The sequence below is a fragment of the Rhodoferax sp. LS1P39 genome (assembly GCF_056521425.1).
Genome location: NZ_JBWMAV010000001.1, coordinates 50,366 through 75,664, shown reverse-complemented (window position 1 = coordinate 75,664; position 25,299 = coordinate 50,366). Strand labels below are relative to the sequence as shown.

General features: G+C 64.4%; 23 protein-coding genes and 1 tRNA gene. 11 read left to right on the top strand and 13 right to left on the bottom strand.

Annotated features, from left to right (window positions below):
* Positions 1-4 precede the first annotated feature (4 nt).
* The 3 genes from AC097O_RS00280 to cydX are packed head-to-tail and all read left to right on the top strand — an operon-like array spanning position 5 to position 2,929.
* A complete protein-coding gene (locus AC097O_RS00280) occupies positions 5-1,588 on the top strand; it encodes a cytochrome ubiquinol oxidase subunit I (RefSeq protein ID WP_479590691.1) in 1,584 nt (527 codons plus the stop codon).
* Between the two features lie 16 nt (positions 1,589-1,604).
* On the top strand, positions 1,605-2,759 hold the full coding sequence (cydB, locus tag AC097O_RS00275) for a cytochrome d ubiquinol oxidase subunit II (protein WP_479590689.1): 1,155 nt from the start codon (positions 1,605-1,607) through the stop codon (positions 2,757-2,759).
* A 38-nt stretch (positions 2,760-2,797) separates the two neighbouring features.
* Complete coding sequence (cydX, locus tag AC097O_RS00270) at positions 2,798-2,929, top strand: cytochrome bd-I oxidase subunit CydX (protein ID WP_315186722.1); 132 nt, start codon at positions 2,798-2,800, stop codon at positions 2,927-2,929.
* 6 nt (positions 2,930-2,935) lie between these two features.
* Here the strand turns inward: cydX and AC097O_RS00265 are convergent, their stop codons facing one another.
* Both AC097O_RS00265 and AC097O_RS00260 read right to left on the bottom strand, forming a co-directional pair.
* Positions 2,936-3,499 (bottom strand): GbsR/MarR family transcriptional regulator, encoded by a 564-nt coding sequence (locus AC097O_RS00265; protein WP_479590686.1) that lies wholly within the window; start codon positions 3,497-3,499, stop codon positions 2,936-2,938.
* Between the two features lie 107 nt (positions 3,500-3,606).
* Positions 3,607-3,691, bottom strand: a tRNA-Leu gene (locus AC097O_RS00260).
* Positions 3,692-3,732: 41 nt separating this feature from the next.
* Here AC097O_RS00260 and cysM point away from each other — a divergent pair.
* The 3 genes from cysM to AC097O_RS00245 all read left to right on the top strand — a co-directional run bounded on the left by cysM (position 3,733) and on the right by AC097O_RS00245 (position 5,529).
* Entirely contained in the window at positions 3,733-4,635 is a 903-nt protein-coding gene (gene cysM, locus AC097O_RS00255) for a cysteine synthase CysM (RefSeq protein ID WP_479590683.1), read from the top strand.
* A gap of 84 nt (positions 4,636-4,719) precedes the next feature.
* Positions 4,720-5,271: an NUDIX hydrolase gene (locus tag AC097O_RS00250; RefSeq protein WP_479590680.1), complete on the top strand. Its 552-nt coding sequence runs from the start codon at positions 4,720-4,722 to the stop codon at positions 5,269-5,271.
* A gap of 30 nt (positions 5,272-5,301) precedes the next feature.
* Entirely contained in the window at positions 5,302-5,529 is a 228-nt protein-coding gene (locus AC097O_RS00245; RefSeq protein WP_315186712.1) for a sulfurtransferase TusA family protein, read from the top strand.
* A 54-nt stretch (positions 5,530-5,583) separates the two neighbouring features.
* On the opposite strand, the gene AC097O_RS00240 is transcribed toward AC097O_RS00245, so the two are convergent.
* Positions 5,584-8,442, bottom strand: coding sequence for a valine--tRNA ligase (locus AC097O_RS00240; protein WP_479590677.1), 2,859 nt, complete (start codon positions 8,440-8,442; stop codon positions 5,584-5,586).
* A gap of 236 nt (positions 8,443-8,678) precedes the next feature.
* Here AC097O_RS00240 and AC097O_RS00235 point away from each other — a divergent pair, with 236 nt between their 5' ends.
* On the top strand, positions 8,679-9,167 hold the full coding sequence (locus AC097O_RS00235) for a nuclear transport factor 2 family protein (protein WP_479590675.1): 489 nt from the start codon (positions 8,679-8,681) through the stop codon (positions 9,165-9,167).
* Positions 9,168-9,206: 39 nt separating this feature from the next.
* Here the strand turns inward: AC097O_RS00235 and AC097O_RS00230 are convergent, their stop codons facing one another.
* On the bottom strand, positions 9,207-10,571 hold the full coding sequence (locus tag AC097O_RS00230; protein ID WP_479590673.1) for an esterase-like activity of phytase family protein: 1,365 nt from the start codon (positions 10,569-10,571) through the stop codon (positions 9,207-9,209).
* A gap of 128 nt (positions 10,572-10,699) precedes the next feature.
* Between AC097O_RS00230 and AC097O_RS00225 the strand changes: the two genes are divergently transcribed.
* Positions 10,700-11,659 (top strand): GGDEF domain-containing protein, encoded by a 960-nt coding sequence (locus AC097O_RS00225; RefSeq protein ID WP_479590671.1) that lies wholly within the window; start codon positions 10,700-10,702, stop codon positions 11,657-11,659.
* Positions 11,660-11,668: 9 nt separating this feature from the next.
* Here the strand turns inward: AC097O_RS00225 and AC097O_RS00220 are convergent, their stop codons facing one another.
* Both AC097O_RS00220 and AC097O_RS00215 read right to left on the bottom strand, forming a co-directional pair.
* A complete protein-coding gene (locus AC097O_RS00220; RefSeq protein ID WP_479590669.1) occupies positions 11,669-12,403 on the bottom strand; it encodes a substrate-binding periplasmic protein in 735 nt (244 codons plus the stop codon).
* A gap of 37 nt (positions 12,404-12,440) precedes the next feature.
* A complete protein-coding gene (locus tag AC097O_RS00215; protein ID WP_479590667.1) occupies positions 12,441-15,377 on the bottom strand; it encodes a hybrid sensor histidine kinase/response regulator in 2,937 nt (978 codons plus the stop codon).
* Between the two features lie 174 nt (positions 15,378-15,551).
* On the opposite strand from AC097O_RS00215, the gene yaaA reads away from it, so the two are divergent.
* The 3 genes from yaaA (at position 15,552) to queF (ending at position 18,115) form a co-directional block, all read left to right on the top strand.
* Positions 15,552-16,337, top strand: coding sequence for a peroxide stress protein YaaA (yaaA, locus tag AC097O_RS00210; RefSeq protein WP_479590664.1), 786 nt, complete (start codon positions 15,552-15,554; stop codon positions 16,335-16,337).
* Positions 16,330-17,193: a 2OG-Fe(II) oxygenase gene (locus AC097O_RS00205; RefSeq protein WP_479590662.1), complete on the top strand. Its 864-nt coding sequence runs from the start codon at positions 16,330-16,332 to the stop codon at positions 17,191-17,193. The genes yaaA and AC097O_RS00205 overlap by 8 nt, the downstream gene beginning before the upstream one ends.
* 64 nt (positions 17,194-17,257) lie before the next feature.
* On the top strand, positions 17,258-18,115 hold the full coding sequence (gene queF / locus AC097O_RS00200) for an NADPH-dependent 7-cyano-7-deazaguanine reductase QueF (RefSeq protein WP_479590660.1): 858 nt from the start codon (positions 17,258-17,260) through the stop codon (positions 18,113-18,115).
* A 61-nt stretch (positions 18,116-18,176) separates the two neighbouring features.
* Here the strand turns inward: queF and AC097O_RS00195 are convergent, their stop codons facing one another.
* The 7 genes from AC097O_RS00195 to AC097O_RS00165 are packed head-to-tail and all read right to left on the bottom strand — an operon-like array spanning position 18,177 to position 25,260.
* A complete protein-coding gene (locus tag AC097O_RS00195; protein ID WP_479590658.1) occupies positions 18,177-18,944 on the bottom strand; it encodes a TSUP family transporter in 768 nt (255 codons plus the stop codon).
* Between the two features lie 4 nt (positions 18,945-18,948).
* Positions 18,949-20,427 (bottom strand): NAD-dependent succinate-semialdehyde dehydrogenase, encoded by a 1,479-nt coding sequence (locus tag AC097O_RS00190; RefSeq protein WP_479590656.1) that lies wholly within the window; start codon positions 20,425-20,427, stop codon positions 18,949-18,951.
* A 6-nt stretch (positions 20,428-20,433) separates the two neighbouring features.
* Entirely contained in the window at positions 20,434-21,234 is an 801-nt protein-coding gene (locus AC097O_RS00185; RefSeq protein ID WP_479590655.1) for an SDR family NAD(P)-dependent oxidoreductase, read from the bottom strand.
* A complete protein-coding gene (locus AC097O_RS00180) occupies positions 21,231-22,127 on the bottom strand; it encodes an SMP-30/gluconolactonase/LRE family protein (RefSeq protein ID WP_479589333.1) in 897 nt (298 codons plus the stop codon). Before AC097O_RS00180 ends, AC097O_RS00185 begins: the two co-directional genes overlap by 4 nt.
* The gene (locus tag AC097O_RS00175) at positions 22,127-22,981 is read right to left on the bottom strand and encodes an aldose 1-epimerase (RefSeq protein ID WP_479590653.1); all 855 of its coding nucleotides are present in this window, start codon (positions 22,979-22,981) and stop codon (positions 22,127-22,129) included. Before AC097O_RS00175 ends, AC097O_RS00180 begins: the two co-directional genes overlap by 1 nt.
* A complete protein-coding gene (locus AC097O_RS00170; protein WP_479590651.1) occupies positions 22,981-24,096 on the bottom strand; it encodes a Gfo/Idh/MocA family protein in 1,116 nt (371 codons plus the stop codon). Before AC097O_RS00170 ends, AC097O_RS00175 begins: the two co-directional genes overlap by 1 nt.
* Before the next feature lie 33 nt (positions 24,097-24,129).
* Positions 24,130-25,260 carry a porin gene (locus AC097O_RS00165; RefSeq protein WP_479590649.1) on the bottom strand — a complete coding sequence of 377 codons (1,131 nt, stop codon included), beginning with the start codon at positions 25,258-25,260 and terminating at the stop codon, positions 24,130-24,132.
* Between the last annotated feature and the right edge of the window lie 39 nt (positions 25,261-25,299).

Here is a 25,299-nt window from a genome sequence, read left to right as displayed (position 1 = left end):
ACCCATGGACCTCGACATTGTGGATCTGTCCCGGCTGCAGTTTGGCTTGACGGCGCTGTACCACTTCTTGTTTGTACCGCTGACCATTGGCCTGGCGGTGCTGCTGGCCATCATGGAGACGGTCTACGTGATGACCGGCCGCCCCATCTGGCGCGACATGACCCAGTTTTGGGGCGGGCTGTTTGGCATCAATTTCGCAATGGGCGTGGCCACCGGCATCGTGATGGAGTTCCAGTTCGGTATGAACTGGAGCTACTACAGCCACTACGTGGGTGACGTGTTTGGCGCACCGCTGGCGATCGAGGGGTTGATGGCCTTTTTCATGGAGGCCTCTTTTGTGGGCCTGTTCTTCTTTGGCTGGGACCGGCTCTCCAAGCTCGGGCACCTGGCCGTGACCTGGGCCGTGGCCCTGGGCACCAACTTGTCGGCGCTGTGGATTCTGATTGCCAACGGCTGGATGCAAAACCCGGTGGGCGCGGCGTTCAACCCGCAAACCATGCGCATGGAGGTGACCGACTTTTATGCCGTGCTGACCAACCCGGTGGCCCAGGCCAAGTTTGTGCACACGGTGTCGGCAGGCTACACCATGGCATCGCTGTTTGTACTGGGCGTGGCGGCCTGGTATGTGCTGCACGGCAGGCATACCGAGCTGGCCAAGCGCTCCATGACAGTGGCCGCGTCGTTCGGTTTGGCTGCCGCGCTGTCGGTGGCGGTACTGGGCGACGAAAGCGGTTACCTGTCGACCGAGCACCAGAAGATGAAGCTGGCGGCCATCGAAGCCATGTGGAAGACCGAGCCTGCGCCTGCGGCCTTCACCGCGTTCGGGTTTCCGGACCAGGAGGCGCGCGAGACGCACTATGCCGTGCATATTCCGGCGGTGATGGGGCTGATCGGCACCCGCTCGCTGAACACCGAAATCCCCGGCATTGACGAGCTGGTCTTGCATGCCGAGCTGAATATCCGGGTGGGCATATCGGCCTATGACGCGCTGCAAAAGATCCGCGACCCGGCCACCGACCCGGCAGCCCGCGAGGTGGCAGCCAGCATCTTCGAGAAAAACGGCAACGCCATGGGCTATGCACTGCTGCTCAAACGTTATGTGGACGATCCGCGCAAGGCCACGGCGGAGCAGGTGGCGCAGGCCGCCCGCGACACCATTCCGCCGGTGGCACCCTTGTTCTGGTCGTTCCGGGTGATGGTGGGGCTGGGCATGTTCTTCATTGTGCTGACCGGCACCTTCTTTGTGCTGTCGGCGCGCCGCAAGCTCGATGCCTACCCCTGGCTGCTGCGGGTGGCGGTGTGGTCGATTCCGCTGCCCTGGGTGGCGGCGGAATGCGGCTGGATCGTGGCCGAGCTGGGCCGCCAGCCATGGGTGATCGAGGGCGTGCTGCCCACCGCGGTGGCGGTCTCCAACCTGGGGGCTGGCACGGTGCTGGCCACCATCGTGGGGTTTGTTGCGCTCTACACCGTGCTGTTTGTGATCGAGATGAAGCTGCTGCTCAAGGCCATCCGCAAAGGGCCGGAACCGCACCCCGCGCTGCCGTCGTCCCCCGCCCCCGTGGGCAACCCCCGTACCGCTGCCATTTGAACCGAGGAACACCAACATGGTCTTGCACCAACTGCTTTCGTATGAAACCCTGCGCCTGGTCTGGTGGCTGCTGCTGGGTGTTTTGCTGATCGGCTTTGCCGTCACCGATGGTTTTGACCTCGGCGTGGGCATGCTGCTGCCGTTTGCCGGGCGCGACGACCTGGAGCGCCGCGTCATCATCAACAGCGTGGGCCCGGTATGGGAGGGCAACCAGGTCTGGTTGATTCTGGGTGGTGGGGCCATTTTTGCGGCCTGGCCGCCGCTGTATGCGGTGTCGTTTTCGGGCTTTTACCTGGCCATGTTTGCGATTTTGCTGGCCCTGATCTTGCGGCCCGTGGCCTTCAAGTTCCGCAGCAAACGCGAAGAACCCGCCTGGCGCGCCCGCTGGGATGCGGTGCTGTGCTTCAGTGGTTTCGTGCCGTCACTGATTTTTGGCGTGGCCATCGGCAACGTGCTGCAGGGCGTGCCTTTCCGCTTTTCCAACGACATGCACATCTTTTACGAAGGCACCTTCTTCGGCCTGCTGAACCCGTTTGCGCTGCTGTGCGGCCTGGTGTCGGTGGCCATGCTGCTGCTGCACGGCAGTGCCTGGCTCATGCTGAAAACCGCGGGCCCGGTGGCCGAGCGGGCGCGGGGCATTGGTAGCGTGGCCGCCATCGCCAGCATGGCGCTGTACGCGCTGGCGGGCTGGGTGATGTGGGGCTGGGTGGTGGGCTACCAGGTCACCAGCGCCTTGCCGGTGAACGGGCCGTCGAACCCGCTGCTGAAAACCGTGGCCTTGCAGTCTGGTGCCTGGTTTGCCAACTATGCCGCGCACCCGGGGCTGTGGCTGGTGCCGGTACTGGGGCTGGTCGGGCCCTTGCTGGCCCTGGTATGCCTGCGGCTGCGCCGGGGCGGGCTGGCTTTGCTGGCCAGCGGGTTGTCGATTGCCTGCATCATCTTGAGCGTGGGTGTGTCGATGTTCCCGTTCATCCTGCCCTCGTCGCTGGATCCGCGTTCCAGCCTGATGGTGTGGGATGCATCGTCCAGCCATTTGACGCTGTTCATCATGCTGGTGGTCACCGTGGTCTTCATTCCGCTGATCGTGGCCTACACCAGCTGGGTCTACAAGGTGATGTGGGGCAAGGTGGATGCCGATGCCATCCGCGACAACCGTGGCCACGCGTACTGAACGCCGCGGCGCTCTCTTATTCTTAAAGGAACTCAGATATGTGGTATTTCTCTTGGCTGTTAGGCCTGCCGCTGGCCGCGACCTTCGCGGTGCTCAATGCCATGTGGTACGAGCTGATGGACGATGCCGCCACGCGGCACGACAAGCTGGACAAACCGCCGCACGTGTAAAACCTGTCAGGGGGATTTGTCAGTCTTGAAGACCTGTTTCACCCGGTCCTTCACCTGGATGAGCTTTTGCACCTGGGAGCCCATTTTCATCAGCCGTGCCAGTGAGGCGGAGTCCATCTTCTGCACCTCGTCCAGCCAGGCGGTGCCCAGCTCGATCAGGTTGTGCATTTCCTTCATGCGCGCCTGGGCGTGCACATCCTCCTCGGCGGTGGGTTCTTCCAGCAGCGCATCGCGCAACATCGACAGGGTGGGGTCGATTTCGCGTTTGCGGCGCTCTGCGGCCAGGGTGCGAAAGATGGCCCACACGTCTTCGGGGGCCTGAAAGTACTCGCGCCGGTCGTTGGGCAAATGGTGCAGCCGCACCAGGTTCCACGAGGCCAGCTCTTTCAGCCCCATGCTGACGTTGGAGCGCGAAAACGCCAGGGCCTCGGCAATTTCATCGGCATTGAGTGGCTTGGCCGACACAAACAGCAGCGCATAAATCTGCCCCACCGTGCGGTTGATGCCCCAGCGGCTGCCCATCTCGCCAAAGTGCAGAACAAAACGCTGGGTCAGGGGCTGCAGGTTCATACATGGATTCCTTTGATTCCCGAATTTTCAGAATTTACGGTACTGCGTGGCCATGCGGGTAAAAAAAAACCCCTTAACTCGTAGGAGTTAAGGGGTTTTTTGGTGTGTGGTGCCCGGGGCCGGAATCGAACCGGCACGCCTTGCGGCGGGGGATTTTGAGTCCCCTGCGTCTACCAATTTCACCACCCGGGCTATTGCAGAAGCAAGACCAATATTATGGCACAGTGCAGGGTATGAAATATCCAACCATTGAAGATGTCATCGGAAAAACTCCGCTTGTCGCGTTGCAACGTATTGGGGCTGCGGGCAATGCCGAGCGCGGCAACGTGGTGCTGGGCAAACTGGAGGGCAACAACCCGGCCGGTTCGGTGAAGGACCGGCCCGCGCTGTCGATGATCCAGCGGGCGCAGGAGCGCGGCGAGATCAGCGTGGGCGACACCTTGATCGAGGCCACCTCGGGCAACACCGGCATTGCGCTGGCCATGGCCGCCGCCGTCAAGGGCTACCGCATGGTGCTGATCATGCCGGAGGACCTGTCCATCGAGCGGGCGCAGACCATGAAGGCCTTCGGCGCCGAGCTGATCCTCACGCCCAAAAGCGGCGGCATGGAATACGCCCGCGACCTGGCCGACCAGATGCAGCGCGAGGGCAAGGGCCGCGTGCTCGACCAGTTCGCCAATGCCGACAACCCGCGCATCCACTATGAGACCACTGGCCCGGAAATCTGGGCCGACACGCAGGGCCGCATCACCCATTTCGTCAGCGCCATGGGCACCACCGGCACCATCACCGGCGTGTCCAAGTTTCTGAAAGAGAAGAACCCGGCCATCCGCATCATCGGTGCCCAGCCCAGCGAGGGCTCGCGCATCCCCGGTATCCGCAAATGGCCGCAGGCGTATCTGCCGAAGATTTACGACCCCTCGCACGTGGACGAACTGGCCTATGTGAGCCAGGACGATGCCGAGGAAATGTGCCGCCGCATGGCGCGCGAAGAGGGGATTTTTGCGGGCATCTCGGCCGCCGGTGCCTGCTGGGTGGCGCAGCAGATTGCCGAGCGCGAGACCAATGCCACGGTGGTGTTCATCGTCTGCGACCGGGGCGACCGGTATTTGTCCACCGGTGTGTTCCCGGCTTAAAAATTTATAAGAAATAAGGCTCCCGTGCTTATTCCATCGGCGTGAGCAGCTCTTTTTTTTGTAGCAAGAGCGAATTTCTTCTCCATGCCCTCCGCCTTCAAGTTTTGCCCCCAGTGCGCCACGCCGCTGGCCCTGATCAGCCAGCTGGAAGACGGTGGCCCCCAGCAGCGGCTGCGCTGCCCTGCCTGCGATTTCACGCACTGGAACAACCCCACGCCGGTGCTGGGGGCGATCGTGGAATACGGCGGGCAGATCCTGCTGGCCCGCAACGCGGCCTGGACCAATACCATGTACGCGCTGATCACCGGCTTCATGGAGGCGGGCGAATCGCCCCAAGAGGGCATGGCCCGCGAGATTCTGGAAGAAACCAACCTGCAGACCTCGGCGCTGAACCTGGTGGGCGTGTACGACTTTCAGCGCATGAACCAGGTGCTGATCGTCTACCACGCGGTGGCCCATGGCGAGGTGCGCCTGTCGCCCGAGCTGGTGGACTACCGGCTCTACGACCTGGCCGATGTGAAATGCTGGCCCGCCGGAACCGGCTATGCGATGGCGGATTTCTTGCGCGGGCGCGGCTTTGAGCCGCAGTTCATGGAGCCCATGCTGCCCAACCCGGTTGAGAGTGCCAGCCACTAAAATCAAAACCCATCCTAGGACACCCGCCCCATGCAGACAGACAAAGAAATCGACACCCGCGGCCTGAACTGCCCGCTGCCCATCCTGAAGGCCAAAAAGGCGCTGACCGACATGCAAAGCGGCCAGCTGCTCAAGGTGGTGTCTACCGACGCGGGCTCGGTGCGCGACTTCCAGGCCTTTGCCAAGCAAACCGGCAATGAACTGGTGGACCAGCAGACCGCAGGCGCGGACTACATCCACGTGCTGCGCCGCCGGTAGGGGCAAGCCCCCACCCCGGCCCTCCCCCGGAGGGGGAGGGAGTAAGACAGGCGCTTAGCCCAGACGGGCCAGTTGCTCTTTCAAGCGCTCCAGCGTCGCGCCAAAGTCGGTGATGCGGCCACGCTCCAGGGCGATCACGGCGGGCGGTGCCTTGGCCACAAAGGCTTCGTTGCTCAGCTTGTTGTGCGCCTTGGCGATTTCGCCTTCCAGACGCGCCGCTTCCTTGCCCAGACGGGCTTTCTCGGCTTCCACGTCGATCTCCATGTGCAGGCACAGGCGCGCGTCACCGGCCACCACGGTGGGCGCGGCTTGCGCGGCGGCTTGCCAGGCGGCTTCATCGTCAAACAGCTTGACCTCGCTCAGCTTGGCCAGGGACTGCAGCACCGGTGCCACGGCTTGCATGAAGGCCGCATCGCCCACGCAGTACAGCGGCATGCGGGTGGCGGGTGACACATTCATTTCGCCACGCAGGTTGCGGCAGGCATCGACCAGGCCCTTGAGCTTGGTGATGTGCGCAATGGCGGCCTCGTCGATGCGCTCGGGTTGGCTCACGGGGTAGGCGGCGATGCTGATGGATTCACCCGCACGACCGGCCACGGGCGCCACCTTCTGCCACAGCTCTTCGGTGATGAACGGAATCAGCGGGTGCGCCAGGCGCAGCAGGACCTCCAGCGTGCGGATCAGGGTGCGGCGGGTGGCGCGCTTTTGCGCGTCGCTGCCGGTGTTGATCTGCACCTTGGCGATTTCCAGGTACCAGTCGCAGAACTCGTTCCAGGCAAAGTCGTAAATGGTGTTGGCCACCAGGTCCAGGCGGTAGTCGGTGAAGCCCTTGGCCACTTCGGCCTCGGCCTGCTGCAGCTTGGAGACGATCCAGCGGTCGGCCTGGCTGAAGTCCAGATAGCCGCCGGGGCCGCATTCGGCGGGCGTGTGCTCGGCCACGCCGCAGTCCTGGCCCTCGCACTGCATCAGCACGAAGCGGGTGGCGTTCCACAGCTTGTTGCAGAAGTTGCGGTAGCCCTCGCAGCGCTTGCTGTCGAAGTTGATGTTGCGGCCCAGCGAAGCCAGCGACGCAAAGGTGAAGCGCAGCGCGTCGGCACCAAAGGCGGGGATGCCTTCGGGGAACTCTTTTTCGGTGTTCTTGCGCACGGTGGGTGCGGTTTCGGGCTTGCGCAGGCCTACGGTGCGTTTGTCCAGCAAGGGTGCCAGGGCGATGCCGTCGATCAGGTCCACCGGGTCCAGCACATTGCCTTCGGACTTGCTCATCTTCTTGCCCTGCGCATCGCGCACCAGGCCGTGCATGTAGACGTGCTTGAACGGCACCTGGCCGGTGAAGTGCTTGGTCATCATGATCATCCGGGCCACCCAGAAGAAGATGATGTCGTAGCCGGTGACCAGCACGCTGGAGGGCAGGTACAGGTCGAAGTCTTGCGTTTTCTCGGGCCAGCCCATGGTGCTGAAGGGCACCAGGGCGGACGAGTACCAGGTGTCCAGCACGTCTTCGTCGCGCTTCAAGGTTTTGCCGGGAGCTTGCGCCTGCGCTTCTTCTTCGTTGCGGGCCACGTAGACCTTGCCGTCTTCGTCGTACCAGGCCGGAATCTGGTGGCCCCACCAGAGCTGGCGGCTGATGCACCAGTCCTGGATGTTGTTCATCCACTGGTTGTAGGTGTTGACCCAGTTTTCGGGTATGAACTGCACCTCGCCAGATTGCACCGCGTCGATGGCGCCTTGCGCAATGCTGGTGCCGGTGGGGCCGGGTTTGGTCATGGAAACAAACCACTGGTCGGTCAGCATGGGTTCGATCACCTGGCCGGTGCGGGTGCAGCGGGGCACCATCAGCTTGTGCTTCTTGGTCTCAACCAGCAGGCCGAGTTCGGTCAGGTCGGCGACGATCTTTTTGCGGGCCACGAAGCGGTCCAGGCCCTGGTAGGCGGTGGGAGCGTTTTCGTTGATCTTGGCATCCAGCGTCAGCACGCAAACCATCGGCAGCTTGTGGCGCTGGCCCACGGCGTAATCGTTCTGGTCGTGCGCGGGCGTGACCTTGACCACGCCGGTGCCAAAGGCTTTGTCCACGTAGTCGTCGGCAATCACCGGGATTTCGCGGTTGCACAAAGGCAGCGTCACCATCTTGCCGATCAGGTGGGTGTAGCGCTCGTCCTCGGGGTGCACCATCACGGCCACGTCGCCGAGCATGGTTTCGGGGCGGGTGGTGGCCACGGTCAGCGCGCCCGAGCCGTCGGCCAGGGGGTAGCTGATGTGCCACATGTGGCCGTCTTCTTCCTCGCTCTCCACTTCCAGGTCACTCACCGCGCTTTGCAGCACCGGGTCCCAGTTGACCAGGCGCTTGCCGCGGTAGATCAGGCCTTGCTGGTAAAGCTGCACAAAGGTTTCGGTCACCGTTTTGGACAGTTTGGGGTCCATGGTGAAGTATTCGCGCTCCCAGTCCACGCTGTCGCCCATGCGGCGCATTTGGGTGGTGATGGTGTTGCCGCTCTTTTCCTTCCACTCCCACACTTTTTCCACAAAGTTCTTGCGGCCCAGGTCGTGGCGGCTGACTTTTTGCTCTTGCAACTGGCGTTCCACCACGATTTGCGTGGCAATGCCTGCGTGGTCGGTGCCGGGCACCCACACGGTGTTATGGCCCTGCATGCGGTGGTAGCGCGTGAGGCTGTCCATGATGGTCTGGTTGAAGGCGTGGCCCATGTGCAGCGTGCCGGTCACGTTGGGGGGCGGCAGCTGGATGGCGAAGGCCTCCACACCGGCCTGGGCCTGGCCCGTGCCCCGGTAGCCCGCCGTGGCGTAGCCGCGCCGCTCCCATTCCGGGCCCCAGTGCGCTTCCAGCGCGGCGGGTTCGAAGGATTTGGACAGGGATTGCAAGCCGGGCTGGGCGGGAGCGGAGGAAGCGGTGTCGGTCATGGTCTATCGGGGGTTCTTTCTGGGAGGGCGCGATTTTACCGGGCAGGGGTTATGGGTTCGTGGTTGCTATATTATTGGTAGCTGCTTGTGCTGGTTGAATAAGCGCTGGAGGCCTATTTTTCATAAAATTAGCAGGCAAGCATTTAGGCGCGTAGTGTGGAGCCGTGCGATGGAGTGAACCAAACCTTCGCAGTCCCCATCAGAGCGAGTTCATCCACCACTTTATGAAAATGCATATGCAATATCTACCGCGCAAGATGATCGCCGCCGTGGCTTTGTGCCTGCCGCTCTGGGGCCAGGCACAAGAGGCCGTGCAAGCCAACCCCGACCACGCAACCATGCTGGCCAGCGCCGACCCGCAGTTGGCAGCCAACAAGCGCCTGGTCTATGATTTTTGGCGGGAAGTGTTTGAAGCCAAGCACATGGACCTGGCCGATAAATACCTGACCGAGTCGTATATCCAGCACAACCCGAATGTGGCTTCTGGCCGCGCGCCGTTTGTGGCGTTCTTCTCCAAGTTCGGCGGACCCCAGCCTATCGATGCGCGCATCAAGGCCCCGTTGGTCAGCATCATGGCCGAGCGCGATCTGGTCACGCTGAGCTTTGTGCGCGAGTACCCGGACCCCAAGGACGCGACCCAAAAGTACACCACCACCTGGTTCGACATGTTCCGCATTGAAGGCGGCAAGATTGCCGAGCATTGGGATGGCGCGCTAAAGCGCTAGGCTGCAGTGGGCGGTGGCCGCCTCGGCCACCGCCTCGGTTTACTTCGCGTCCACCAGGGCCGAGATGTCCAGCAGCGTCAGTTCGTTGTCGTCGGGCTGGCCGATGGTGCGGCCTGAGGAGAACGGGAAGTTGTTGTCGTTGACCAGCACGATGTGGCGGGCATCCACCACGGTCAGCCCCTCTGGGCCGAGGTGGGGCAGTACAAAGTTGGCTTCGTTCGGGCCGCGTCTGGCCAGCATCTTGGGGTTGCTGATCTTGGTCAGGTCGATGAAGGCCACCTTTTTGACGAAGCCATCGGCATCCAGCTGGCCCATGTCGATCTTGTAGACGCGCTTGAAGCTGGCCGGGTGGGTGAAGCAGTCGGTGCGCGGGGCTTTGGGGCAGCCGGGGCCTGCGCCTTCGCTGGCATCGTCGCGCTCAATCACCAGGCCGGTGGTGGCGGTCAGCATCTGGAAGTCGGCGGCCACGTTGCCTGCGGCTTCAAACTGGTATTTCCACTGGCGGTCACTGTAGCGCTGGCTGGCTACGTCCAGCTCCAGGATGCGGGTGAACGGCTTGCCGTTGCGGGATTCCTGGGCTTTGGCCTGGGCATCCCACATCGGCCATTCCAGCATCGGGTAGACGGTTTTGCCATCCACAGACTGGGCCATGGGCTCGAAGCCGCCCGAGCGGCGTACTTCAAAGCCTGCATCGCCGGGGTAGTTGGGCAGGCGGCCGTTCATATAGTGGTCGGGGCCGCGGGCAGGCTTGCCGCCCACCATGGTTTCCACCACGCCCAGCACCTTGCCCTGGGGCGTGACGCGCAGGATGTAGGGGCCAAACTCGTCGCCAATCCACCATTCGCCGCCCACCACCTGGATGGATTCGGGGTCGAAGTCCGAGCCGGTGAGGTAGCGGGTGGCAGTGTTTTCGTTGCCGATGTGGAACGGCACCTTGCGGTCCGGGTCGTGCAAAAAGGTGGTGCGGGTGCGCGTGACCGTGCCGCTGGCCCAGTCGGCCTGCACGTGGTGGACCATCAGCAGCGCGTCTTGCGAGTTGATCTTGCTGCCAAATCCGTTGTCGGTGAGCGCCAGAAACTGGTCTTTTCCCAGCGACACAATGCCCGAGAAGCCCTGTACCGACTGGCCCTGGATGGGCAGGCTGCCGCCCGAGTTGCGCGGGTATTTGGGGTCGCCTACAAAAGTCACCCCGGCCACCGTGCCCAGGGCCTCGGTGCGTTGGCGGTTGCCCGCGCTGAATTTGCCTGCAGTGGCAAACAGCGGCCCGGCATCGGTGGGCGCGGCCACGGTGCTGCTGGAGGGCAGGGCGGCGTGGCCTGCCAGCACGGCGGTCACTTCGGTTTGGGCTTGGGCGGTGGTGCAGAGTGCAGCAAGGGTCAGTGCGGAGAGTGCAAAACGGAACATGGAGAATTACTTTGGATCAGTGGAAACAGCGCACTAGCCTAGGCGCTGTGCGTGAATTCCCTGTGACAGCCGATGCTCTCTCCACTAGTATTCCGGTGTCTTTGACCACGTTTATGCCAGGAGCGTCCATGATCAAGCCCGCCATCCCGCCCGACGAGCCGTTTCGGCTAGGCACCTTGCGTTCGCTCGACCTGCTCGACACGGCACCCGAGGAGCGCTTTGACCGGCTCACCCGCATGGCCCGACGCATGTTTGGCGTGTCGATTGCGCTGGTCAGCCTGGTGGACGAGAACCGCCAGTGGTTCAAGTCGGCCCAGGGCCTGGACGAGAAAGAGACACCCCGCGACATTTCCTTTTGCGGCCATGCGATTTTGGGCGACGGCCTGCTGTTGGTGCCCGATGCGAAAAGCGACCTGCGGTTTTTTGACAACCCGCTGGTCACCAGTCCACCCTACGTGCGGTTTTATGCGGGCTGGCCGCTGCGGGCCACGAACGGCAGCAAGCTGGGCACCTTGTGCCTGCTGGATCCGCAACCCCGTAGCTTTGCCGAGGACGACATCCAGCTGCTGGGCGACCTGGCCGCCATCGTGGAGCAAGAGATTTCCACCTACCAGCTGGCCACGCTGGACGAGTTGACCCGCCTGCACAACCGGCGCGGCTTTCTGGCGCTGGCGCAGCACGCGCTGCACCTGGCGGCGCGCAAGGCCTTGCCGTGTGCGCTGGTGTTTTTTGACCTGGACAAGTTCAAGGCCATCAACGACAACTTTGGCCACGCCGAGGGCGACAAGGCCTTGCTGGCGTTTTCCGACCAGATGCGGCGCAGCTTTCGGGATGCCGACATCCTGGCCCGCCTGGGCGGCGACGAATTTGTGGTGCTGTTGTTTGACTGCCCGCATGACCTGGCCCGGGGCATCGTGGACCGCCTGCTGACTGCTCTGGACCGGCGCAACCAGTTCAGCAACAGTGGCTACGCGATTGCCTGCAGCCACGGCATTGTGCCGGTGGCACCCGATACCCATGCGCCTATCGAGGCCCTGCTGTCCCAGGCCGACGCACTGATGTACCAGAACAAGCGCAGCCGCAAGTAACGCAGGCGCCTATTTGGCGCAGCCGTTGGCGAAGGTGATGCCCTGGGTGATCTTCTGGAACTGGCCGCTCTGCTTCATTTTCTTCAGGGCCAGTGAGAACTTGTCGGCCAGGTCTTTGCCCTCGGCCGTGTTCTGGAACGCGTAGTACACCTCCTGGCGCGACACCGGCACCTTGGGCGCGTACTGCATCTGCGCCGCCAGGCCCAGCTTTTCAAAGGCCTTGAGACCGGTTTTTTCGTCCAGCACAAAAGCCTCCAGGTAACCGGCCACCAGCTTCTGGATATTGGCCTCGTCGGTGTTGGCTGTCTCTACCGTGAAGGTGGTGCTGTCGGTGACCTCGCGTGCATAGGGGTAGCCGCGCGTGATGCCGACGCGCTTGCCTTTCAGGTCTGCCAGGGTTTGCAGAAATGGGCTGCCCTTTTTGGTGAACACAAAGTCTTCCTTGCAGTCGATGGCTTCGCTGGTGCGGGCAATGGGCTGGTGGGCGGAAAAATTGACATCCAGCGCCGGAAACAGGCCGCCAAAGCTGCCGCCCAAAAAGCCTTGCACCGCCCGGGGCGGCGGCATGACCTGGATCTGGATGTCGGTCTGTGCCTGTTTCGCCACTTCGCGGACCAGTTCGACAAACAGGCCCTTGGTGTCGCTTTCCACATGCACCGGGATGGGAAAGGTAGCCATCTGCACTGCGGCATGCCCTGCAGCCGCCGTGCCCAGCAGGGCCAGAGTGAGCAATGGGACGCGCATGGAGAGCTCCTTGGGGTCGGTGGCAATGGGCAACAGCTTACGCTTCCAGCCCCTGTTGTAAACACTGGGTGGCCGCGTCGAAATCAAAATCTTCGATGGCCCGCTGCAGGGCTTCAAACTGCGCCCCCAGCACCTGGCGCAGGCTGCTGGCGTGCTGTTGCAGAAAAACGAGGCTGTCGGCGTCGCTGTCTTGCAGCAAGGCTTCGAGTTGCACGCACAGATGGCGGGCCTGGCGCGCATCCCACAGTGCAGGTGGGGTGGGCGCTGTGGCCGCGTTCTGCGTACCCAGGTGATCCACCAGGTCTTGCAGCGGCGCGCGGATGGCCTGCAGATACACATCAATCTGCGCGCGCGGGCTGCGCGCAGCAATCGCCGCTTCCAGCGGTTGCGCCAGTTGCTGGATCTGCACGGCCCCGATGTTGGCCGCCACCCCTTTGGCGGTGTGGGCCAGGCGCTCGGCCAGCGCCCAGTCGTCGGCATCCAGCGCCGCCTGCAGATCGGCCACCAGGGTCTTCTGGCCATTGGCAAACCGGCGCAGCAGCGATGCGTACAGCGTGCGGTTACCCGCCACCCGGTTCAGACCTGCTGCCATGTCCAGGCCGGGCACGGCGGGCAGCTCGGGCGGCGGTACGGTCACCTGCGGCGGGATGGGGGTGGTCGGCGGCGGCACACCCAGTGGCAGCTTGATCCACCGCGCCAGGGCGGCCCACAGGCGCTGGGGCTCGATCGGTTTGGTCACAAAGTCCTGCATGCCTGCGGCGGCGCAGCGCTCGGCATCCTGCTGCATGGCGTTGGCGGTCATGGCGACGATGGGCAGGGTGTCCAGGCGGCGGATCTGGCGGATGGCACGGGTGGCGCTCAGGCCGTCCATCACCGGCATCTGCATGTCCATCAGCACGATGTCAAAGTGCTGGGCCTGCACCATGTCCACCGCAATCTGCCCGTTGTCGGCAATGGCCACCACAAAGCCGGTGGAGCGCAGCAGTTCGGCGGCCACCATCTGGTTGATCTCGTTGTCTTCCACCAGCAGGATGCGCGCACCCGCCAGCGCCGCCAGGCTGGGGGGGCTGCTGTCTTCGGTGAACGCCGCACTGTGCGGGCCGGTAGGCGGCTGGGCGTTGACCACCCCCAGCAGGGCGGTAAACCAGAAGCGGCTGCCCTGGCCCAGCGTGGAATCCAGCCCCACCGAGCCGCCCATCAAACCGGCCAGGTGCTTGCAAATCGCCAGCCCCAGCCCGGTGCCGCCAAAGCGCCGGGTGATGGATGCATCCACCTGCGAGAAGCTTTGGAACAGCTGGCTTTGCTGCGCCGGTGTCATGCCGATGCCGGTGTCTTCCACGGTGCAGCGCAGCAGCACGCTGTTGGCCGATGCCTTCTTGCCGCGCGCCACCAGGCGGATGTGGCCGGTCTCGGTGAACTTGAGGGCGTTGTTGCAGTAGTTCAGCAAGATTTGCCGCAGCCGCAAGGGGTCGCCCACCAGCATGGGCGGTACGCTGCCGTCGATATCCACCGAAAACTCCAGCCCCTTGAGCTGCACCTTCTCGGCCATCATGTCGGCGATGTCGTGCAGGATGCTGCCCAGCGAGAAGTCGATGCTCTCAATATTGAGCTTGCCTGCCTCGATTTTGGAGAAATCCAGAATGTCGTTGATGATCCCGAGCAAATGGTTGCCCGAGCTCTGGATCTTCTGGATGTAGTCCAGCTGCTTGGGATTTAGCGGGGTTTGCAGCGCCAGGCGGCTCAGGCCGATGATGCCGTTCATGGGGGTGCGGATCTCGTGGCTCATATTGGCCAGAAAGTTGGCCTTGACCTCGGCGGCGGCTTCGGCAGCTTCGCGGGCCTGGCGCAGCTCGGTTACATCAAAAAACCAGCCCAGCGAGCAGGCGGTGTCGTCGTAATCGACCTTTACCACCGTGGTCATGGACCAGAAGGTCGAACCATCGGATTTGATGAACTCCAGCAGACGGGGCGGCCCGGCCGTTCCCGAGCTGCGGATCTTCTGGGCCAGGTCGTAATAGTCTTCCTTGTTCTTGTAGATATATTCCATGTCGGAGCGGGACATGTTGGTGCTACCACCATTGAACAGGTCGTAAAACCGCTTGTTGGCAAACACAAACTGCTTGTCCAGCGTCAGGATGCGCACCGCAATCGGGCTGTCTTCCAGAATGCGCCGCAACTGCTCGGCGTTGCGCTCCAGCTGCCCGGCCCGCAGTGCCAGTTGCTGGCTGGTCGCCTGCAGCTCCAGGGTGCGGCTGTGTACCGTGGCTTCCAGCGACTCCTTGGCCTCCAGCAGGCGCAGCCACAGGCTGTTCAGGGCGGCCACCAAGACCCCCAGCTCGTTTTTGTCGGGATAGTGGATGTTCTGGTACTTGGACGGGTCTGCGGCCATGTTCAGCGAGGTGACCGCCTGGGTCAGGGCCACCAGCGGGCGCGACAGCACCCGGTTGATCGACAAGGCCAGCACCACCCACAGGCCCAGGCCCACCAGCACGGCATTGGTGGCCAGGGCCAGCAGGCTGGCGGTGAGCCGCTCGACGATGACCGAAAAATGGGTGTAGATGAGGATGCTGCCAATGCTGTCAAAGTTGCGGGTGTTGGCGGCATCCAGCGAGCGCAGGGTGATGGTGTGCGCTGCCGTGCGTTGCCAAAAGGGCAGAGCGCTTTGGTTGGCGGCCAAAGGTACCGTCCCCTGGGTGGTCTGGACCATGCCATTCTTGTCCACCACCACCAGCCCCGTGACCACCGAGGCCCGGGCCGCGCCGCGCGCCAGCATTTCGAGCATCTGCGGATCAAAATTCCAGACCGCCTGCTGGATGCCCGGCACAAATGCGGCCTCGATGTGGCCGATTTCGGCGCTGATGTCCTGGTTGATCGACCGGTAGACCCCGTACAACTGCACCACCGAACTTGCCAGCACCAGCACCAGGTACCACGCAAACACGCGCCTCAGCAGTTGGCGGGAGAGAGATGTCATTTTTCGCAGATGGATAAAGGCAACTCAGCGCTGAGGGGGCTCCCTGGATGGATGCAAAGATCGTAGCACTTCCCTTCAGATTGTTACATCCGTACGGCGGTGCTGGGCATGGGTGCGGGCCCGGCATCCCCCCCTGGTGTTGCGTCCGATAATGGCGGCAAAGGATGTTTGCCCATGTTGTTTTTGTTGTCGCCTGCCAAGGCCCTGGATTTTGAAACGCCCGCCGCGGGCCAGCCGCATACCCAACCCTTGTTTACCACGCAATCGGCGGAGTTGATTGCGCTTCTGCGCGAAAAGTCGCCTCTGCAAATCTCTGAGCTGATGCACCTCAGCGATGCCTTGTCGGCCCTGAACGTGGCCCGCTACCAGGCCTGGAGCCCGAAGTTCACCGCCAAGAACTCCAAGCAGGCCGTGCTGGCCTTCAATGGCGATGTGTACGGTGGGCTGAACGCCGCCACCTTGCCCGCCGACGCGCTGGCCTGGACACAGGAGCACCTGTGCATCCTCAGCGGCCTGTACGGCGTGCTGCGCCCGCTGGACCGGATGCAGCCCTACCGGCTGGAGATGGGCACCCGCCTGGCCAACCCGCACGGTGCCACGCTGTACAAGTTCTGGGGCAGCCGCATCTCTGACTACCTGAACCAGCGCCTGCGCAATGACGCCACGCCGGTGGTGGTGAACCTGGCCTCGCAAGAGTATTTCAAGGCGGTGGACCGCAAGGCGCTCAAGGCCCGGGTGGTCGAATGCGTGTTTGAAGAGCTGCGCAGCAATGGCCAGTACAAGGTCATCAGCTTCATGGCCAAGCGCGCGCGCGGGCTGATGGCCCGGTTTGCCGCCGAGCAGCGCCTCAGCCTGCCCGGGCAGCTGCAGGGCTTCAACCTGGAAGGCTACGGCTTTGATGCCGCCACTTCCGAGCCCGACCGGCTGGTGTTTCGCCGCAGTGGAGCCGCCCATGCCTAGTGCCGCCGCGCCCGTGCAAACCGTGACACCCGCCCTGCGCCGATGGATCATCGAGCAGGCCGAGGCCGGGTTTGAGCCGGACGTGGTGCTGGCCTCCATGCTGGCATCGGGCTGGGACGCGGCGGTGGCCGCCGACGCGCTGCAGGCCACGCTGGCTGCGCATCTGCTGGAGCACGCGCCGGGGGCCCGGCCCGACGCGGTCGCTGTGCCCAGCCCCGCCCTGGACGGTGCGCCCCTGTGGCTAGACGCAGGCGACCGCCAGGTGGCTGTGTTGTCGGTGCTGCGCAAGCCCCGGTTGGTGGTGCTGGGCGGCCTGCTCAGCGACGAGGAATGCACCGCGCTGGTAGAGCTGGCCCGCCCGCGCCTGAGCCGCTCGCTCACGGTGGAAACCCAAAGCGGCGGCGAAGAAGTGCACGTGGACCGCACCAGCGACGGCATGTTTTTCCAGCGCGGCGAGAACCCACTGGTGCAGCGCATCGAAGCCCGCATCGCCCGCCTGCTGCACTGGCCCGAGTCCCACGGCGAAGGCCTGCAGGTGCTGCAGTACCAGCCGGGTGCGCAGTACAAGCCGCACTACGACTACTTCGACCCGTTGGAGCCCGGCACGCCGCACATCCTGCAGCGCGGCGGCCAGCGCGTGGCCACCTTGATCCTGTACCTGCAGTCGCCAGAGCAGGGCGGTGCCACCCTGTTCCCCGATGTGCAGCTGGAAGTGGCCCCGCAGCGCGGTAACGCCGTGTTCTTCAGCTACGACCGGCCCCACCCCAGCAGCCAGAGCCTGCACGGCGGCGCGCCGGTGCTGGCGGGCGAAAAGTGGATTGCCACCAAGTGGCTGCGCCAACGTGAATTTAATTGATCAAATGGGCTGCTTGTGCTTATTCCGTGGGTGTAAGCAGCTATCAAATAGAGAGTAAACCCCTATGACCAGCGCTAACACCCCCGACCAGTCCCAGCTGGGCAAATCCTCGGCCTACATTGACCAATACGACGCATCGCTGCTGTTCCCCATTCCGCGCGCCACCAAGCGTGCTGAAATCGGCCTGGCCGACAGCACCACGCCGTTTTTCGGAGCCGATTTGTGGACGGCGTTCGAGCTGAGCTGGCTGAACCTGCGCGGCAAGCCGCAGGTGGCGCTGGCGCACATCACCGTGCCCTGCGAAACCCCCAACATCATCGAGAGCAAGTCCTTCAAGCTCTACCTGAACAGCTTCAACAACACCCGCTTTGCCGATGCCGCTGCGGTGCAGGCCCGCATCCGCACCGACATCAGCGAAGCCGCCTGGCGCGGCAGCGAGACACCCAGCACGGTGGGCGTGCGCATCCTGCTGCCCGAGATGTTCGACCGGGAGCCGGTGCACGAGCTCGACGGCCTGAGCCTGGACCGGCTCGACATGGACTTTGACACCTACAGCCCCGACCCCACCCTGCTCAGCGCCGCGCTGGACGAGGCCCCGGTGTCCGAGGTGCTGACCAGCAACCTGTTGAAAAGCAACTGTTTGGTCACTGGCCAGCCCGACTGGGGCAGCGTGCAAATCAGCTACAGCGGCCCGCAGATCGACCAGGCCGGGTTGCTGAAATACCTGGTGAGCTTCCGCAACCACAACGAATTCCACGAGCAGTGCGTGGAGCGTATCTTCATGGAGCTCTGGACCCGCTGCCAGCCCATCAAGCTCACGGTCTATGCCCGCTATACGCGGCGCGGCGGGCTGGACATCAACCCTTTCCGTACCAGCCACCCGGGCGCACTGCCCGCCAACATCCGCAACGCGCGGCAGTAATTGCGATTGCTATAAAAAAAGAAGCTGCTTGCGCTTATGGAATAAGCGCTGGAGGCACTTTTTACTTAAATATCCCCAGGGTGTGCAAGGACGATGCCACCAGGCCCAAGCCCACCAATGCCAGCAGCAGGCAGACGATGCGTTTGACCGTGGCGGGCTGCAGGCGGGACGGGTGGTGGGCCATCCACCAGGTTTGCAGCAGCACCAGCGGCACGGTCTCCAGGCTCAGCAGCAGGGCATTGCCGCTGACACGCCCGGTGGGCAGCATCATGCCCAGGCGCAGCACTGCGTTGGCGGCGAAGACGGCCACCAGGGTGTCGCGGATGGCGCGCAAGGGCAGGGGCTGGCGGTACAGGTGGTACACCAGCGGTGGCCCGGCGGTGGAAAACAACCCGCCCAGCACCCCGGATACCGCCCCCACCGCCATGAAGCTGGTGGCGGACGAGCGTTGTGCCAGGGCCTGTGCGGTGCGGGCCAGCATGCTGGCGCAGGCGATGATGGTCAGGCCCAGCAGCAGGCTGAGCACCACCACCAGGCCGCTGCTGAGCCAGTTCACCAGCAGCACACCCGCCACCACGCCGACCTGGCTGGCCACCAGTGTGGGCAGCAGGATGCGGATTTCAAACTTCGGTCGGGTGGCACAGAACAGCACGACGGCGTTGACCAGCGTGAGCACGCTGACCACATTGGCCACGTCGGCGATGGACACCACCCCCAGCAGGCCCACCAGGCCCAGCAGCACCAGCCCGAAGGCGAAGCCGGTGAGGTTCTGGATGTAGCCTGCGGTGGCGGCGCAGAGCAGAAACAGCAAGTGCTGCGACAGCGTCATGGATTCAAGAGCTCATGCCCGCCAGGCACAGGTATTTCAGCTCCACATAGTCGTCCATGCCGTGGCGCGAGCCTTCGCGGCCCAGGCCCGACTGCTTGACACCGCCAAACGGCACCTCGGCGGTGGAGATCAGCCCGGTGTTGACCCCCACCATGCCGTACTCCAGCGCCTCGCCCACGCGGAAGATGCGGCCAATGTCACGGCTGTAGAAGTAGCTGGCCAGCCCGGCCTCGGTGGCGTTGGCCAGGGCGATGACTTCGGCTTCGGTGTGGAAGCGGAACACCGGCGCCATGGGGCCAAAGGTTTCCTCGCGCGCGCACAGCATGGCGGCGGTGGCATCGGCCAGCACCGTGGGGGCGTAGCTGCGCTCACCCACGCGCTCGCCGCCGCACACCAGGCGTGCGCCCAGGGCCAGCGCGTCCTGCACATGGGCTTCCACCTTGGCCAGCGCGTCGGCATCGATCAGCGGGCCTTGTTGCACGCCCGCATCGAAGCCATTGCCCACCTGGATTGAGCGGGCCTTGGCGGCGAGTTTGTCCACGAAGCGGTCGTACACGCCGTCTTGCACGTAGAAGCGGTTGGCGCAGACGCAGGTTTGCCCGGCGTTGCGGTATTTGCTGGCCATGGCACCCTCCACGGCGGCATCCAGATCGGCATCGTCGAAGACGATGAAGGGCGCATTGCCACCCAGCTCCAGCGACAGCTTCTTGATGCTGGGCGCGCACTGGCGCATCAGGATGCGGCCCACCTCGGTGCTGCCGGTGAACGACAGGTGGCGCACGGCATCGCTCTCGCACCAGGCGCGGCCAATGGCGATGGAGTTGGCACCGTCGCCGGGCACCACGTTGATGACCCCCGGCGGCAGACCGGCGCGCTGCGCCAGTTCGGCCAGCGCCAGCGCGCACAGCGGGGTTTGCTCGGCAGGCTTGAGCACCACAGTGCAGCCCGCCGCCAGGGCCGGGGCCAGCTTGCGGGTGACCATGGCGATGGGGAAGTTCCACGGCGTGATGGCCGCGCACACGCCGATGGGCTGGCGGATCACCAGGTAGCGCTTGTCGGGGTCGGTGGTGGGGATGGTCTCGCCGTAGATGCGGCGCGATTCCTCGGCAAACCATTCGATGAAGCTGGCACCAAAGGCTACCTCACCGCGCGACTCGGCCAGGGGCTTGCCCTGCTCTGCCGTCATCAGCCGGGCCAGGTCGTCGGCGTGCTGGTGGATCAAATGGAACCAGCGCAGCATCAGGCTGGCGCGTTCCTTGGCCGGGCGGGCGCGCCAGGCCGGGCCTGCGGCCTCGGCGGCGGCCACGGCCTGCAGTGCGTGGCTGGCACCGAGATTCGCCACTTCGGCCAGCGGCAGGCCGGTGGCGGGGTCGTGCACGGTGAAGCGTTCTGCGGCACTGGTCCATTCGGCACCGATCAGGCCGTCGGTTTGGAGCAGGGTGGGGTCGTTCAGCAGGGCCAGGGGGGAGGTCGTGGTGGTCATACAGGCTCAGGAAATAACGGATTGCTGGGCGATACCGGCATCTACCAGCACATGCTGGCCGGTCATGCCGTCGCTGTCGTCGGCGGCCATGAACAGCGTGGGGCGGGCCACGTGGCCGGGGTCGAGGCGGATCTTCAGGCACTGCGCGTCCAGGAACTGCTGGTCGGCGGCGGGGTCGCGGTGCAGCGTGGTTTGCCGCTCGGTGACGATGGCACCGGGCACGATGGCGTTGACGCGGATGTTGCGTGCGCCCAGCTCGCGCGCCAGGGTGCGGGTCAGGCCCAGGATGCCCGCCTTGGCCGTGGTGTAGCCCACCAGGTTGGGGCGGCCCCGCATCCACGACACCGAGCCCATGTTGATGATGGAGCCACCCCCGGCGGCGGCCATGCCGGGGGCCACGGCCTGGATGGCGAAGAAGTAGTGCTTGAGGTTCAGCGCCAGGCGCTCGTCCCACATCGCCGAGGTCACGTCTTCCATGGCGTGGCGGTCGTCGCGCCCGGCGTTGTTGACCAGCACGCGGATGGGGCCCAGGCGCTGGATGACATCGGCCAGCAGGGCCTGGTAGGCCTCCACATCGCGCACGTCGCACGGGGCGAAGAACGGGGTGGTGTGGCCGGCGGCGGTGATTTCTTCCACCAGCGGCTGGCCGCCGTCGGCACGCAGGCCGCAAAAGGCGACCTGTGCGCCCTGGGCGGCAAAGGCGCGCACCAGTTCGGCACCGATGCCGGAACTGCCGCCCGAGATGAAGACGACGCGGTTTTTGAGGGATGGGTAGTAGGTAATGGCGTGGGTCAAGGCTTGGGTCATGGTGAATTCACAAAGTGGGTGGCAAGGCCGGGAACCTCCACGCGCAGGTGCAGCACCTGGCCGGACAAGGGCATGTCGGCCAGTTCCTGCGCGGGCCGCTTCTCGCGGGAGGTGGTGATGAAAAGGGTGCGCAGGTCCGGCCCGCCGAAGCAGGGCATGGTCGGGCAGCGCACCGGCAGAGGCAGGATTTGCAGCAGCTCGCCCTGGGGGGTGAAGCGTTGCAGGCAGGCACCTTCGAACATGGCGACCCAGTAGCAGCCTTCGGCATCCACGGTGGCACCGTCCGGGCGGCCACCGTAGCGCGCCAGGCTTTTGGCCGGATCGCGCGGGCTGAAGCGGGCAAAGGGCCGACGGTGCGAAATGCTGCCCGGCTGCGCGTCGAAGTCGCAGGCATAGACCACATGCGCCGGGGTATCGGCCCAGTACAGGGTGCGCCCCGACGGGCTCCAGGCCAGGCCATTGCTGACGGTGATGTCGCCTGCGGCCCGCTGTAGTTGGCCATCGGCCCAGCGGTACAGGCTGGCGCTGGGCGTGTCGCGCGGCTCGTGGATGGTGCCGCACCAGAAGCGGCCTTGCGCGTCCACCTTGCCGTCGTTGAAGCGTTCGGTGGCCTGCGGGTAGGGCGCGGTGGCCACCTGGATGCTGCTACCGTTGGCGGGGTTGAAATGCCACAACCCGTCGCGCAGGGCCAGCAGCAGGCCGCCTTGGGTGCGCGCTGCGCAGCAGGCAACTTCGGTGTGGAAATCCCATTGCTGATGCTGCTGGGAAGCGGGGTCGAAGCGGTGCAACTGCCGCCCCGGAATGTCGCACCAGTACAGCACCTGTTCCTGCGGGTGCCACAGCGGTGATTCGCCCAGCAGGCTGGCAGGCACGGGCAGAGCACGGATGTCCATCACAGCGCCTCCACATCCAGCGTCAGCGACGCGGTAGCCACGGCACCAGGTGCCAGTGCCACCAGCCCCTGGCTTATGGGGTCTGCGTGCTGGATAGCGTTGTTCACATGGCCGACCGGTTCCACGCAGAAATGCGGCTGCCCCGGCGGCGTGAACACCACCAGGTAGGGCAGGGTGGACGACAGTTGCACTGCAAACTGCGCGTCACGGAGTTGGGCTATGCCCGGCCAGCCGCCGAAGCAGTGGTCCAGGGCCAGTGCATGCACCGGTGCATTGATGCCCTGCTGGGTCGTGGCATGCGTGGGTAGCATCAGGGCATCGCGTTCCCAGCGGGTTGTCACATCCACCTGCAGATGGCTGCCGTCGCGCTGGGGGAAGTAGGGGTGCCAGCCCAGGCCCACGGGCTGTTCGTGTGCGTCGGTATTGCGCAGCCGCAGGTCCAGTTGTAGCGCCTGCGGGGTGAGTGAGATGTCTTGCTCCGCCTCGAAGGCGAACGGCCAATGGCCGTCTGGCGTGTGGGTGTAGCGCATGCTGAGGTGTCCGGATGTCTGCCGTACCACCTGCCAGGCGCGCAGCCAGCCCACGCCGTGCAGCGAGTGCGGGCTGTCGTCGAAATTGGGCTCGGTGGTGTAGTTCTGCCCCTGCCATGCAAAGCGCCTATGCCCCAGCCGGTTGGAGTAGGGCAGCAGCGGAAAGCAGGCGGACTGGCGCGGCCCGGTCAACTGGCCTGGCTCGGTGGAACGCAGTACCGGCCTGCCCTGGTGCCACAGCCCGGCCAGGCTGCCGCCCAGGTCGGGCCGCACGGCCAGGCGCAATGGCCCGGCCTGCAGCATGATGCCGTGGTGTTCTTGCATTACCAGCCCGCGGGCAGCACTTCGCTCATCAGCACCGCGCGGCCGGTTTCGATGCTGCGGTGCGCGGCCAGGCCGGTGGCCACGCTGCGCAGGCCTTCTTCCAGCGTGATCTCGGGTGGCGTGCCATTGCGGATGGCAGCGGCGAAGTGCTGGTGCTCGATGTACGAGGCCCCGAAATGCTGGCCCGCGTACTTGATGTTGGTGTCCCACACCCGGCGCACGGCCACGCCCTTGCCGGTGCCCGAGGGCTGGCCCCAGGTTTCGCGACGACCCCAATCCTCGCGACGGCCATGGCGCAGCGTGAGCGAGGGCAACAGCGACTCCAGCTTGCCTTCGTCGCCGACGATGACCACATGCTCGTTGTCCACCGAGTTCTCGGCAAACATGCACAGGTCCAGCATGGCGCGGGCCCCGCTGGCGTATTCGACGATCACGTAGGCGCTGTCCAGGATGTCGGGGCGGCGGCCACCGTATTCCTCGCTCAGGTGGTTCACGCGCTGGCCGCCGGATGCAAACACGCGCAGCGGCTTTTCGCCCAGGATCAGGTCCATCAGGTTGAAGTAGTGGCAGCACTTTTCCACCAGCGTACCGCCGGTGTTGGCGCTGAAGCGGTTCCAGTCGTCCACCTTGGGGTAGAAGGGCTCGCGGTGTTCGCGGATGGCCACCTGGTGTAGCTTGCCCACCGCACCCGCATGCGCCATGCGGATCATCTCGGCCACCGGCGGCATGTAGCGGTACTCTTGCGCCACCCAGACGATGCCCTTGCGGCCCTGGGCTTGCTGGACCATTTCCACGCCGTCTTCGATGCGGGTGACCAGGGGCTTTTCGACCAGGATGTGCAAGTCGGTTTTGAGCGCGGCGCGCATGATCTCGATGTGGGTGAAGTTGGGCGTGGCGATCACCACCGCGTCGCACAGGCCGCTGTCGAGCAGCGCCTGGTGGTGCTCGAAGACCTGCACGCCCGCAGGCAGAATTTCCAGCGCCGCCGCGCGGCTGGCCGGGTGCGGGTCGGCGATGGCGGTGACCTGGGTGCCTGCGAGGGCCTTGAGGTTTTCAATGTGCTCGCGGCCCATGCTGCCGCAGCCGATGATGCCGTAACGAATGGTCTGTGCCATGGCTTGACTCTTTATCTGAAAAATGGAGGGGGGTTAAAACTGGTGCGCAATGCCTGCGCCGATGCCGCGTACCGCCGTGCCAGCCGTGGTGGGCGCAAAGCTGTTCAGGCTGTTGGCGGAATTGCGGTCGTTGTTCACGCGGCCATAGGATACGTAGACATCGGTGCGCTTGGACAGCAGGTGGTGGTAGCCCACGCCGAAGCCGCGCGAGCCGCAGTCGGTGCAGTTGTTGACCGATTTGGTCGCGTAGTTGGCCCACAGCTGGCCAGTGGGCAGCTTGTACGATACGCCCACCATCGCGTCATGCCCCTTGAACTTGTTGCCTGCAACGGCACCGGTTTCCAGGTCCCAGCCGTGCACATTGCCCCATACATTGAACTCCTTGGTGACCGAGTACATGCCGCCCACCATGGATTCGTTGACTTTTTGGTACGCCGTGCCACTGGTGACCTGGCCTTGCTTGCGGTTCCAGCCTGCCCCCAGGTACAGGTCGCCCTGGCGGAACTCGGCATTGGCACCCATGACCTTGGCGCTGTCGGCATAGCCCTCGGGGGCACCGTAGGCGGCGGTCAGGGTGAGCCCGCCCATGCTGGGGGTTTTGTAGACGATCAGGTTGTTTTCAAACGCGGATGTGACCCCTACGCTGTAGATGCCGCTGCTGGCCGTTGCCAGGCCGCCGTTGGCCACAGGCGTGTTGAGCGCGCTGCTGTTCGCCTTGAATAGATTGCTGCGCTGGATGGATTGCACCGCACTGTAGCCGTGCAGGCGCAGCGGGCCCGCGTCGTCGGCAAACAGGAAGGGCCAGAAGATCGGTACGTACTGGCGGCCCAGCGTGAGGGTGCCCGCGCTGGCGCTGGACAGTCCTACATACGAGCCCCGGTTGAACATGCGTGAGCCGCCCGCGGCTTCGCCCTTGTCGGCGTTGATGCCCATTTCCATGAAGAACAGGGCCGAGAGTCCGCCGCCCAGGTCTTCCGTGCCGCGAAAGCCCAGGCGCGAGGCGGTGTAGGTGCCGCTGTCTACACCGGTGCGGGTGGTGCCGTTGCTGATGTTTTGTACGCCGACATCGACCCGGCCATACATTGTGACGTTTTGCGCCATGGCGCAGGAGGTGAATGCCAGAGCGCCTGCGGCCAGCAAGCGCAGTTTGGGGGTGGAGTGCATGTTTTTTTCTTTCAGTGGGTTGGGTATGGATTGAAGAGG